At 37.6% G+C, this 12,920-nt stretch carries 11 protein-coding genes; all 11 read right to left on the reverse strand.

The annotated features are described in order from the left end of the window. Positions 1-96 precede the first annotated feature (96 nt). Positions 97-672 (reverse strand): helix-turn-helix domain-containing protein, encoded by a 576-nt coding sequence (locus DN064_RS04015; protein WP_115461307.1) that lies wholly within the window; start codon positions 670-672, stop codon positions 97-99. 178 nt (positions 673-850) lie between these two features. Next, positions 851-1,591, reverse strand: coding sequence for a CPBP family intramembrane glutamic endopeptidase (locus DN064_RS04020; RefSeq protein ID WP_115461308.1), 741 nt, complete (start codon positions 1,589-1,591; stop codon positions 851-853). Between the two features lie 323 nt (positions 1,592-1,914). Further along, positions 1,915-4,074 (reverse strand): prolyl oligopeptidase family serine peptidase, encoded by a 2,160-nt coding sequence (locus DN064_RS04025; protein WP_115461309.1) that lies wholly within the window; start codon positions 4,072-4,074, stop codon positions 1,915-1,917. A gap of 230 nt (positions 4,075-4,304) precedes the next feature. Further along, positions 4,305-5,990, reverse strand: a complete 1,686-nt coding sequence (locus DN064_RS04030; protein WP_115461310.1) for an alpha/beta hydrolase-fold protein — start codon at positions 5,988-5,990, stop codon at positions 4,305-4,307. Between the two features lie 72 nt (positions 5,991-6,062). Further along, complete coding sequence (locus DN064_RS14330) at positions 6,063-7,073, reverse strand: LuxR C-terminal-related transcriptional regulator (protein WP_317047357.1); 1,011 nt, start codon at positions 7,071-7,073, stop codon at positions 6,063-6,065. Between the two features lie 157 nt (positions 7,074-7,230). Continuing rightward, positions 7,231-8,163, reverse strand: a complete 933-nt coding sequence (locus tag DN064_RS04040; protein WP_115461311.1) for an alpha/beta hydrolase — start codon at positions 8,161-8,163, stop codon at positions 7,231-7,233. A gap of 79 nt (positions 8,164-8,242) precedes the next feature. Further along, the gene (locus DN064_RS04045; RefSeq protein ID WP_232827363.1) at positions 8,243-9,499 is read right to left on the reverse strand and encodes an ADP-ribosylglycohydrolase family protein; all 1,257 of its coding nucleotides are present in this window, start codon (positions 9,497-9,499) and stop codon (positions 8,243-8,245) included. A gap of 276 nt (positions 9,500-9,775) precedes the next feature. Further along, a complete protein-coding gene (locus tag DN064_RS04050) occupies positions 9,776-10,564 on the reverse strand; it encodes a DUF6090 family protein (protein ID WP_115461313.1) in 789 nt (262 codons plus the stop codon). A gap of 161 nt (positions 10,565-10,725) precedes the next feature. After that, positions 10,726-11,358 (reverse strand): nitroreductase family protein, encoded by a 633-nt coding sequence (locus DN064_RS04055; protein WP_115461314.1) that lies wholly within the window; start codon positions 11,356-11,358, stop codon positions 10,726-10,728. Between the two features lie 4 nt (positions 11,359-11,362). Next, positions 11,363-12,217, reverse strand: coding sequence for a glyoxalase III HchA (gene hchA, locus DN064_RS04060; RefSeq protein ID WP_115461315.1), 855 nt, complete (start codon positions 12,215-12,217; stop codon positions 11,363-11,365). A gap of 74 nt (positions 12,218-12,291) precedes the next feature. Further along, entirely contained in the window at positions 12,292-12,867 is a 576-nt protein-coding gene (locus DN064_RS04065; RefSeq protein WP_157962228.1) for a Crp/Fnr family transcriptional regulator, read from the reverse strand. Positions 12,868-12,920 lie beyond the last annotated feature (53 nt).

Here is a 12,920-nt window from a genome sequence, read left to right on the forward strand (position 1 = left end):
CAGACTGAACAAAAAAAAGGTGGCTGTTTAGCTAAATGTAATTCTTTAATTGAATAATTTTTTTAAAACCATTTTAATATCAAGCAGGTTTTAAACTTATTTTAAAAATGATATCTGAGGCTTGTAAATGGCAGATTTATTATTGCCTATACGAATCGTGTTTAGCATAATCAATATAAGGTTGAAAATGTATAATACAATCACATAAGCAATAAATGAACTAAAGGATAAACCAGCAATTAATTCCATTTTTGATACTACAAAAAGTAGGATAGGAATTAGAAATAAGGCTAGGGTCCATGTAATTTGAAAATTAATAAGCTCTCGTCCCAACTGATTGAGTCGCTTTACTTTTCCTTTTTTTGGGATCCAGAGGACAAAGGGTATTAATATACCCAACAGGGGAAAAACTAAAAAGGTCAACGCTGATAGATTGAGATTTGTTAAGAACTTAGGATCCTCTTTAATGGACCAATCGATTAATTCATCTGGATTGACATTTAGTGCGTTTGAAAGTTTTTTAAGCGAATCGCCCGTAGGATTGGATTCGCCATTTTCAATTCTTTGGACAGTCCTCAAGCTCAAACCAGATTCATCTGCAAGAAATTCCTGAGACATGCCTTTTTGTTTTCGTAATTGTTTTATTCGAATTGCTAATTGATTCTTATCCATCAGGTATATCGTTGTTTAGTCTTATTTTCTATTCGCTCTTCCTTGCAAAATGTTAGGTGATCTATTAAATCCTTTAAAAACTTGTAATTAAAAGTGTAAGAAGAAGCCATTTTATTATCCATTTCAAAGGTATCAAAGATTAGTGCATAAACGTTTAAATTGATCTATTTCATGGACCCTAGGCAAGAATTTCCCAGCCTGTAAAGCCAACCACAGTGTAGAACAGATTACTTAAAACATGAATTAGAATGGCCCATTTTAAAGCGCCTGTTCGTATCAAAATCCAACCCCAGGTAACACTGTACATAAAATACATGGGCCATAATACCATGGGGCTATGGCCTATGGTAAAAACAATGGAACTTATGAGAATAGCCACCCACACTGGCATTTTCTTAGCCAATGAAGATTGTAAATACCCTCTAAATACCACTTCTTCCATTAAAGGACCAACAAGAAGGGCTAGTATTAAAAATCCCGACATTTCAACTGTACCGCCATTGGTTTGAACAAAGCTGAACATCTTAGATCCGCCTCCAACAATGCCTTCCTGACCAAAAATTGGTAAGATTTGCGATCTATATACCCAAGCTAGGACGTGTGTTGACACCAATACAGTTAGAACCAAAAATAGTCCTTCACGTTTTTTAATTGTACTTGTTTGCAACCCTATCTCAGAATAAAAGAGCTTGCTGGACCTCCGGATATCCCACCAGAAAAAAGTCAATATTAAAACTCCACTAAGCAATGCAGACGTTAGTCCCAGAATCTCAAGAGGTATCTCTCTTGTAGAGGATATCATCTTGAATCCATAAGAAACTATAATTCCTGCTATAAGCTGACTGATGTACATCACGACAATGGCAAGAATTCCCCTCTTTATTGTTAATGGTCGGTATTTAGTTGCTGTTTCTGTCATTTAATTTTACTTGTAAATAAAACTTGCTTTAATCTTTGATACAAAGCTATATTCAAGGCTTGGACATTGATGACGTCATGGCTGTGACATCTTTATGACATCTATGCGAAACAAGGTTTTAAAACAGAAAGAGGTGACTAATTAGTCACCTCAATTGTGCTTTTAATGAAAATTTCTAAACTGTTTCCACCAACAAGATTTACGCCAATTTCTCACTGAGACAGCATCGGTCATGCTAAGCTATTAGCCTTTTTAAGAAATGATTTTGTAAAGGTCTGCCAATCATTTCATATTACCCTGAAATAAGAGCCATCTTATTTGAACTAATCAGACGGTACGGCCAGATAACGGTCAAAGTACGCGATGATCTTATCAAACAGGTAGCGATCGTAATACCGTTCGCGGCTCCATCCATGTGTGGCTCCTGGAGCAAATGCAAAATCGAAGTCCTTACCTTGCTTAATAAGCTCTTCAGATAATACGGCCACCGTTTTAAAAGGTACCACATGATCTTGCATTCCGTGGATAAACAACAGTTTATCCTCGAGATTCACTGCATAGTTGAGTGCCTTTCTTTCGAAGATCTCCGGATGAGTCTGTGGGCGACGAACTATGGCAACATCATCCGTACCAAAGAACATTGGGTCAACAGCTGCGGCGGCCGCTACGCCTACCTGAAACAAACCAGGCTTTTTCAATAGTGAATAAACGGACAATGTACCTCCATAACTACTGCCCCAGATACCAATGCGATCAGGATCCACATAATCCAGTGATTCCATATAGGCAACAGCACTGGCATAATCTTCTATATCCTGGTCAGCAAAGCCCAGCAGAAATTCTTCACGGAATGCCCGGCCGTAGCCGTTGCTACCGCGTGAATCCACCTGTATAACAATATATCCCTTCTTAACCAATAACTGCTGAACAAGGCTGTAATTACCGGCCCAACGGTTACGGGCTGTATTCGAATACACAGGGCCAAAAATCACAGGATACTTTTTACCAGATTGCATGTTACTAGGTTTCAGAATACGGGCATGCAAGGTATAGTTATCTACGAGGCTCGGGAAACTAACGTATTCCGCAGCTGCCCATGAACGCTGTGTAAAGGTCGGCAGGGGTGAGTTGGTTACTCGTGTAGCGTCACCCCCCTTTGCCTTTGCCACGTAAAGTTCTGTTGGTGATGTATCGTTACTGTGCATGAAAACCAAATGTTGGCCATTGGGTGATGGGTACCCGACGTTTCGTCCCGGGAGACGCGTTATCTGTTGAGGTTTGCCACCGTTTACGTCTAGTCGATACACATGTTGTTCGTAGGGATTCACTCCATTGCCTGCATAGAACAGGGCATTACCAGCAATTATTGGGGAGGACAGCACATCGTAGGACGGATCTGTTAAGAGTTGAGGACGGTCTTTGGATGGGGAAGCATCAATGGTATATAGGCCGTAGCGATCTCCCATATCACTTAAGAATACCACGTTTTTTCCATCCGGATGCCAGTTAGATCCAAAGGAGGTGTACATTCTGCTTTCTCTAATGCCGCTCCAGATCTCGCGTGGTTGGCTTTCTCCTGGTGCAACAACGTACAACTTGCGATCAACGGCTGTGTCGGATGCGATATCAACCAATAGGGCGCCGTCGGGTGACCAGTTAAAGTCAATGACCTGATTGGCCTGTGGATCTGGCAAATCCAGATACCTGATGTTCCCGCTTTCCACATTGAGCAGACCAACCCTACGAATCTCGTTGGGATCGCCTGGGTAACTTCTGCGTACCACGTTGGGACTGGTTTCGTCTGCCAGGTAATTGGGAAATGGCACCTTTCGCATCTCGCGGCGGTCAACGACATGCATCGCAATGGTTTGGCCATCTGGGGACCACTTGTAGGTGGGTCCGCTCCAGATGCCTGACCCGATCTCACGTTCTGGTCGGCTGTAGCGCCCTTTTTGTAGGGACGACAGGCTAGCGATACCGATCTCAGTAAGCTGGCTATTTTGTTTGGTAGTGAGGTCAGCCAACCAAAGGTTACCATTAGTTATATAGGTTACATGACCACCGTCTGGTGATAGCGATAGGTTATGTGCACCTGCTTCGATGGGCATTAACTGAAGGTCCTCTCCCTGACTCAACGATGTCTGCCATAAGTGATTCCCGCGCAGACTGATAATGGTATTCGCGTTGGTCCAAACCATATCGCGGACAGACGGGCTAGTTTGTTTTGAGATGCGGCGCAGGGTCTTAGCATCATTTGTACATACCCATAGGCCACGTCCAGGATTTCCAGGTTCACTCCATGAAAAGGCAAAGTGCTCACTATCCGGTGCCCACGTGGGTCCAGAGGGGGTTGTTCCTGTTAGTTTTGGGGTTGCAAAGAGGTCATCAAGTGTGAGCTCAGTTTCCTGCGCTACAACTGATGTAGGCACGGCCAATAGTAGGCTAGCTAATAGCCATATCTGCCAAAAAGAGATCTGTTTCATGTGCATTTTTTTACAATTCTAAATGTAAAAAAATACTTTGATAGCATCTCTAATGTAACAACCCGCCAGAGTGACTCTGACGGGCTGCTATCTTATTGGAATCCCGAGACTGTAAAATAGTCAAATACTCAAGTGATTCCATTTATTCCATACCAAACAACTTGATTATGAAGTTTTTGACAATACTTTTTTTATTAGTTGTTAATTGCGGGCTGTGTATGAGATTCTTATTAACCTTCCAGATGGTTTAGGTCCTCTTTAGAAAAACGTTTGTTTTTTAAATAATTGTTTTTACAATAATCCAAAGCAGATTTACCCTTAGCAATTTTAATGTTGTTAGTAAGAGAGATATCGGCAAGGAAATATTGCATTTTAAGAAGATGCCATTGACGGTTATTGTTGAATGGATTTTCTTCATTAGCCAAGAAGTCTATGCTCATTTCCAGGAAATCGATGGCTTCAGCAAATCGCTTTTCGTCCTTGTAAGCAATAATCACCTTTTCAAGATTGCCATAATACATTTCGGCTTCAACGGTCTTGTAAATTTCCGAAAAAGCTTCGTTATATTTTGTAATACATGGCTCATTTATTTTTGCATAGCACAATTGATTGGCCTGATTGGCTAAGTCGAGACCCATTGGTTCACCCGTAAATGGATTCTGCCATAGCTTGTGTTCTTCTGTAAAGTCAAAATAGTCTTGAAATCCTTTGGCATCTTTCGCGTCCATTAAATTTTGCAGATAGACATCCAAGGCATTTAAATCATAAGCTACTTCAATACCATAAGCATCCTCAATATTTAGTCTGTAATTATTCTTGTAGTCAGCGAATGTTGGATAATTACTCATATCTCTAAAATCTTTAAAAATAAATTTTAAAGCATCATTCAATGATAGTGGCACAATTGATACGTGATCAGCTTCATAAGTATTTTTTAAGAACGTAATGGCCTCATTTGGTGTATTTTGAAATAGAGTTTCAATCTCGTCGCCATATTCAATCCTATCCGGTGAGTCATTTGTAGCATTGGCAACAAAGTAGTACATGTTCTTGCCTTTATAGGACTCAAAGAAATCTGTCATTTCACTAGCCTTACTGCCTTTGCCAAGAAATGATGTGGATAAACAAATAAATCCTCGAAATGGAGAATCGGGCTCTAACATCAAATGATGATTATATTCTGCGCCATTGGAGTGACCAATCATTACGTTAAAACCGGAGGTGCTATACTTAGAATCGATATAAGGCACTAATTCGTTAAACAGGTACTCGGTAAAATATTCTCCACTTTTGTAATTAAATAACTCCTCGTTTCGCTTTTTATGAACAATCCCTACTAGAATGGACTCAGGAATGATTTGATAACTAGATAAAGAAAGTGCTAAGATATTCCCCCTCGCCACATCAAAATTGTCTGTGCCACCATCTGTGATATAGATGACAGGATATTTTTTTTCGGGCGAATAGTTTTCCGGTAAGTCAATCTTTATCATATGCTTATTTCCCAAAAACTTAGAATCAATAAAATCGATATCGTATTCCAGCCCTAAACGATCACTGTCGATATGGTCCATCCAAGTTTTAATTACGATTTCTGTTTTGGAATCTTCATTTTCAAGAATAAGATTAGGATTGTCGTTTAATTGTTTAATGATCCCTTCAGAATTCCAATCTCCTTTTGTGAATTTAAATTCTGCTGGATAGCTAAGTTCTACAGAAATACTACGCTCATAATCTGAGGTTTTTTCCATTTTAACTTGCTTAGGATTCCAATTTCCTAAAGTCTCCTGATTACCCATTATATAAACTTCGTCGGTTGCGTTTGGTACAATAACTTTAATGGTTTGTGTTGTTTGACTGAATGCTATTGCTGTTACTAATAGCATGGTTTTTAGTGTGATTAATGTTTTGCTCATGATTAATATATTTTTGAACAAAAGTATCGGGGAGGGGCTGTGGATTCTAGAAAAGTGGTGGTGATTTAGGGGCTAATCCCTGGGGTGATTTTTAAATTTCTCTACAAATTCCGTGCGATTACTCACTTCTAACTTTGCGTAGAGATTGCGAATATGCGTTTTTACGGTGTTTAAGGATATAAAGAGTTCTGAAGCAATTTCTTTATTGCTTTTGTTGTCCATCATTAGTTCCGCTACCTTTTCTTCCTGAGTGGTCAAACTAAAATCTACGGGCACCTGCGCAATGGTTTTGGCTTGTTTTAATTTAAGGATCAGGAACACGATGATGGCCAAAAGCAAAAGGGATATAATGGCTAAACCGTAACTAGTCTTTTTAAAGAAGGAAAAGTCTTCTTCGGTCTCAGCCTTATAGAGATCCAGAAGATAATTTCTGTATTGCAAGGCATAAAACGAATTTTCATAGTAGTCTTCTAAATTGCCTTCAAGGTTGGTGTAGAAATCAGGATCATCATTCAAATCATTTTTTACCACATTAGGGGGTAGACTTCCTAACAATACTAAAGTGGTTAGCGGGTGTGTTTCTTTCTGAATTGTAAAGGATTTTAATTCTGATAAAAATTGTGAAGTCGTTTGCTTGATCATTTCCTGATTGCTAAAATCTGAAAACTCATCACGCAGTTTATCAACATAAGACCCGTAGCCATTCCATTCTTTGTCAACTGGATTGGTATTGCTATAGCTAGAAAACCAAAACTTTTGGTTCTTTTCAAAGACAATGGTATCCTTATTGGAGAAGATAAAATTGTGGAAGTTCTTAAGATCCGGCATATCGTATTTTTGCACACCTTCCACATCTTCATCCACATTGGCATAAATCCGATACAAGGCGTGTTTGTCTGAAAGTAAACTCCCTCCAAAAGAAAAGTACCCTAAACTATCAGTTAGGGTAGAGGTTATAATTTGATCGGGACTAATAGACGTTAGTTCGTCAAAATTTAACAAACTTAGATAGACGCGTTTGTTTTTTTTTGGCGTGTCTAAATAGCCGGAAATGGAATATTGTCCAAAACAGAAATTCCCCATTATGATTAGAATCAACGGAATAATACGCCTAGGGAAACTGCTCATAAAGAATAGGAAATGTTTTTTTGATGACGGATAAAAATAATCAAATCCGATGATATAAAACCGAGGCATAGCTCGGTTTTAATTCAAATTTCGCAATCCAATAGTTTTAGAGCTATTTATTAAAAGCAGTATTTCTGATCCAGGAGAACATTTTATCAAAACCGATATCTCTTACAGGTTTAGGAGATAAGAAAATGTCATGTTGTGCATTATCGATCTGTACCATTGTAACTTTCTCACCTAATTTTTTTCCAACGCGTTTGATGTCTTCAATATTTAAGACTATATCATGAGACATTGCCTCTTTTGAATATTTACTCATCTTCAGTGAACCTGAGGAATGCATAATTAAAGTAGGAACTTGAATATCTGATTTATCTAATTTTTTCTGAGCTTTCGCAATAGCCTCTAACCATTTAAAGTAGGTTGGAAATCCTTTAATTGGTTTCCATTCCAGATTAAAGTCCCAGATGCCATGATGATCTTTATGAACACTCTTGGCATATGCAGGTGATATGGTTCCTTCAATCTTCGCATAATTTGATACTTTACCAATGATTCTTGCGACTAATAGACTCATAGCTTTTTCGAGCTTTGACAGGTTGAAATCCAAAAAGGGTGAGTTTAATATCAATCCGCTGACTAAGTCCTTTTCGTTTCCATAGTTCATGTAATAACTTGCAGTTAATCCCCCTGTAGAATGGGCCAATAAGAATAAAGAAGTATTCTGAGTTTTTATTGTCTTAATTGCAATTGAAATTTCCTCAAAATACTCTTTAAGGTCTTTACAATAATTGGGATGCTGGTGTGGCATCAAAGACCTGCCATGCTTGCGAAGGTCAAGCGCAAAAAAATCAAAATTATTCTCGTTGAACTTTTCACCCAGGTGCGCGTGAAAAAAGTAATCTATATATCCATGCAGATACAGTACACTATTTCTCTTCCCTGTGTTTTTATTTGAAGCTGTCAAAACAGCTTTTACTTCACCCTCATAGTCTGGATTAAGCTTAATGTCTTGACTTGTGTAATCGTCTTGTAAATTCAATTTAATTGATAAGATTGTCAAATAAAATTACACTAACGGTCAATCTAATACCATTATTAGATTGTTAGAATTTCTAAATTTAATCATATTTAATCTCAATGGGGATCTCCCAGGTATTTTTGTCTTCGTTCAGGACTCCTCCAATTTCTTCAATAATAACACGATCCGTTACCATTAAACCCTTCTGGGCCATATTTTCAAAATTATCCATTCCTTCATTAGGGAAGTTTTGTCTGGTTCGGTGTATATGAAATTGATTAGAAAATTGTCTTTCAAAAGTCTCTTCAATTCCATTCTTTCCAATCATGAAGCCCAATAAGCCACCCCATGTTGCTGTAGGATTATCGGAATCCCAACCTGCTAGCGTTCCTATTTGTATGGTTTTTTTTAAATCACCCTCTCCGTAAAACAAGCTTACCAAACTTGATGCAAAGTTAATCCCTGCAGCGAAGCAACCATTGCAATACAAGTTTCTAGATGTAATATCATAGCCATCTTTTTGTTGAACCTGATACCGATAGTAGATCGAATCCCTGGTTTGCTCCCAAGGGAGACCTAACTCATATAATTTACGTGAATAATCAAACATTTTTGCTGGGTACAGGCTATCGGGTAGTACATTGCGAGCCTTATCTGCCATCCAGTGAATACGTTCACTTATTGTTTTGTCTTTGTTTAATGAGGCTAATGAATACATGGTAATGTAGAATTTTGAAATGTATTCCGCTTCTTGGCTGGCAGTAGTTCTAACAGGGAGATCGGCAATTTTAATAGCTATGTCCGGACGGCCCGGAGCAAAAAACCCGAAGAGTTCGGTAGTTAATTGGGCATCGATCATGTCATAATGTTCATTTTTTTCGGGACTACCGGTTTCTGGAGGAAGAACGCCTTGTTTCATTAAGTCAAATGCCTTTTGATTTGATACCCATAAATAGTTCTCTTCCTCCCCTTTAATATGTTTTAACCAACCCGCACGTATCTGCTGAGGTGTTAGGCGGCTTGTCTGATTTTTATTCATGAGATATTGATACATATATTCTATATCGGTATCGTCATCGGCCCCCCATACATCAGTGGAATCCCTGAAAACAAAATCAATAGTTGGAGATAGATTACTGGGTACACCCTGGCCCCAGATACTGGGTTGGTCTGGTTTACCCCAGTCATCACGCGTATAGAAATCTCCAGTCTTTAATTCTCCAATATTACCAATCTTATCCATTTCAGTGACAAGGCCAGTCCAGTTTGCTATAGATTGACCTAACCAGAAACCGTATAACTGATTATAATAGGTTGAACGAGAAATAATAATGACTTCCTTTTTTTCTTTATTCAAAGGTTCGGCGACCTGATTTTTTTTGATTTCGGTCCTACAGGAAACAATGATAATCAGGCAAAAGACTAGTTTAACAAAGGCTTTCATGATTGTTGCGAATAACTAAATTGAAACAATTATGTTTGTTCTGATAAATATGTTCATTTTAACGGTTTTGTATATGACTTGTACCAGCCCTGGAGCTTGCTCAAGCTATACAAAAATTAGTTAGATTCTAAGTTAGGTAATTTTTGAATAGGAAGGCTGGTATTAGTTATATGCGTTGTTGTGCTTTCGTTATTTTTTAATCTCTTCATCAATTAATTGAAGCAAACTATTAACGTTTTCAACCATATCCTTGTGGACTCCTGCCAAATTACCATTGTTCATCATAGCTAGTCGTAAACCATTGTTGAAGGTTTGATTGTTGTAAAGCCATTGTGCATCTGAAATCACTCGTTGATGTTGAGATTCTGGAATATCTTCAACTGATATCCGTTTAGGGAAGCCATATCGAGGTTCGCTTTTATCAAATAAAATAATCGATTCTGTGTTTGCTACAGACTGGTCATATAAGAATTTTTCATATTCTCGTCGCATATGGTATTCATGACCTAAAACTGTTGAATAGAATTTGTCAATTTCTAGCAATCCATTTTTAATCGCATCATTTTTAATTAAACTTAGATTTCCAGAACTTAATAGCTCTTTAAAAGTATTATTGTTCGGTACAAAGTCATACCAGAAAAACACATTTTCATATTGATGAGTATAGGTGGCTACACTCTCCATCGTTCTTGGTATTGTGGTGTTAAGTAAAAAGGCACAACTTTCAGCTTTTCCGAAGTGATATTCACTGAAACCTTTAATGTTTTCGGCTTCAAGGAGTAAATCTGCTTTTAAATTTTCGAGATAATTAACCTCTACAGCTCTTGCTTTTTTGGCTTCATTAGAAATATTAATTTGTAAAGCAATCAAAATACCTATAACAACAAGTACAATTTCTCCAATAGCATAAAGTAGATATTTAGTAAACTTATTTTCAGTCAGCATTTTTTGACGAATTTTTCTAAAGAATTTAATCATTGGTTAGTGGTTTGTCATAATGAAGCACAACGGTTTGTATAAAAGCAGTTGCGGATTTATGTGCATTTACTTCCAGTTAGCAAGATAGAGAATTAAAGCAAGAAACGGTTTGAGAGTACTCCCAAACCGCCATTGCTTTTATACCTTGTTGTAAGTAGTTTTTATTTAACTTCGGTAATTAAATCTTCTCTACTTTTCCTCACCTTTTTAAGGTTGACTAACCAATCATTTTCTGTGTCCCTGTATCCCAAGGGAAGCAAAACACAACTTCTTAACCCTTTATCTTGAAGGTTTAAGATTTCATCTACTGCATTTGCATCAAAACCTTCCATTGGGGTGGCGTCAATTTCCTCAAATGCTGCGGCAGCGATCGCTTGTGAAAAAGCGATATAAGCTTGTTTGGCAGCGTGATTGAAATTCAATTCAGGATCTCTAGGAGGATAACCTTTCAAAAGCATCTGTCTATAATTCTCCCAACCCTCATTTTTAAACCCCCTAACCTCATTAACTAGGTCGAACATCTTGTTAATTCTCTCTTCAGTATACGTATCCCAAGCCGCAAAGACCAATAAGTGAGAGCAATCGGAAACAACAGACTGATTCCATGCGATTGGCTTAATTTTATCTTTTACCTCTTGATTAGTAATAACATATACTTCAAAAGGTTGTAGTCCACTAGAAGTTGGTGCCAGTGATATCGCTTCTATGATATTATCAATTTTTTCTTGAGGTATTTTTTGACCATTCATGGCCTTTGTGGCATAACGCCAATTAAGTTTATCTAGTAATTCCATTTTCTTAGTCTAATTCTTTCAATAAAGTATTCGCTGCAAGTTTCCCTAATTCATTAGATGCTAGTGGACTAGACCCGGTAATTAACTTCTTATCAACACACACGGTTTTATCCATTTTAGTATTCATCAAATTAACACCGAGATTTTTTAATTTTTCACTTAGTCCATATGTCATTTTACCTGGGAGATAACCGAACATTGGCGTTTTATTGTCGACTGAATCTGGGAACACAGCCATATTATATCCCTTGTATAAGAATTCTTGATTATCCAAAGTGGTTGCTAAGAATGCTCCGGGTCCATGGCAAAGACTTATTGTGAATAAATTACTTTCGTGCGCCCATCTTAGGATTTTTGCAACATTTTTATCCTCCGGTATACCAATCATTGCCCCATGACCCCCAGGTACAAAAACAGCAGCATATGAATCTGATTGATCAAATGAAGACTTGATGAAATCAGAAAGCTTAAGCGGTTTTTCAAAGCTTGCTTTATTTTCATTGTAGATGGCTTTTACCTGTTCATCTTTTTCCGGGAAAGCCCACATTTCAAAAACTACTGGTTTTCCCGTTGGGGTGGCAATTTCAAAATCGAATCCTGCGTTTTTCAAATGAAGCATAGGTAACAAAGCTTCTACGGGGTGATTTCCTGTAGAGAAGAATTTACCGTTTTTCATTTTTAGATTCTTCTCCTCTGTGAAAATGATCAGAATTTTTGATTTTTTTCCTAGGTATTTTTGATAGGTGATATTTTCAAAATCTGTTTTGTCCGATACTCCCATTTTTAAAGCCATTTTAGATGGACTGTATGATCCGTCTGATTCCAATTTTGGAGCAAAACCCAATATTTTTCTAAGCATAACTTTGTATTTTTGATTTGAATATCAAAAGTAGGAGAGTATTTTGAGATAAAAATTACCCTATGGTAATAAATCTACTTTCTTGCTTTTTCGGCTCGCACTCGACTCAGACTTTGTTGCGTGATTCCTAAATAAGATGCAATGTGATAATTAGGAACGTGTTGTTCAATATTAGGGTATTGTTCAAGAAACAAATTGTATCTATCCAAAGCATTCATTTGCAATTGGTTAAGGATTCTTTTGTGCAAACTAACCACATGCCGTTCTAAATTTTTTCTTTGAAAGGTTTCAAATTCTGGAAAACGAAGGTAGATCTCGTTTAATTTTTGAGCGTTAAACTCAACTACAGCAGAATCAGAAATACATTCCACTGTAAGTGAAGCAGGCTCATTGTTGAAAATTGCTATAAAATCACTAATCCACCAATCTTTTATTGCAAATTGCAGTGTATGCTCCTTGCCTTCCTTGTCAATACAAAACGAACGGAGACTACCTTGTGTTACAAAGAAAGTCTTGTTTACAGTTTGACCTTCTCGGATTAAAATTTCTCCTTTCGACACCGTTTTTTCTTTGGAAATAGAATAGATATACTCCTCAGCTTGTGAAGAAAGGGAAATTGACTTTTTTATTTTATTGATTAGGTTTTGCAATTGTAGTTCTTGAATTACTTACAACGGTCTCGTATAACCGTCTTTTACGGGTT

The organism is Winogradskyella aurantiaca (genome assembly GCF_003362725.1).
Classification (GTDB): domain Bacteria; phylum Bacteroidota; class Bacteroidia; order Flavobacteriales; family Flavobacteriaceae; genus Winogradskyella_A; species Winogradskyella_A aurantiaca.

Coding starts and splice junctions, on each gene's coding strand:
- DN064_RS04015 (WP_115461307.1), bottom strand. CDS start 672: ATGGATAAGAATCAATTAGCAATTCGAATAAAACAATTACGAAAACAA.
- DN064_RS04020 (WP_115461308.1), bottom strand. CDS start 1,591: ATGACAGAAACAGCAACTAAATACCGACCATTAACAATAAAGAGGGGA.
- DN064_RS04025 (WP_115461309.1), bottom strand. CDS start 4,074: ATGAAACAGATCTCTTTTTGGCAGATATGGCTATTAGCTAGCCTACTA.
- DN064_RS04030 (WP_115461310.1), bottom strand. CDS start 5,990: ATGAGCAAAACATTAATCACACTAAAAACCATGCTATTAGTAACAGCA.
- DN064_RS14330 (WP_317047357.1), bottom strand. CDS start 7,073: ATGGGGAATTTCTGTTTTGGACAATATTCCATTTCCGGCTATTTAGAC.
- DN064_RS04050 (WP_115461313.1), bottom strand. CDS start 10,564: ATGATTAAATTCTTTAGAAAAATTCGTCAAAAAATGCTGACTGAAAAT.
- DN064_RS04055 (WP_115461314.1), bottom strand. CDS start 11,358: ATGGAATTACTAGATAAACTTAATTGGCGTTATGCCACAAAGGCCATG.
- hchA (WP_115461315.1), bottom strand. CDS start 12,217: ATGCTTAGAAAAATATTGGGTTTTGCTCCAAAATTGGAATCAGACGGA.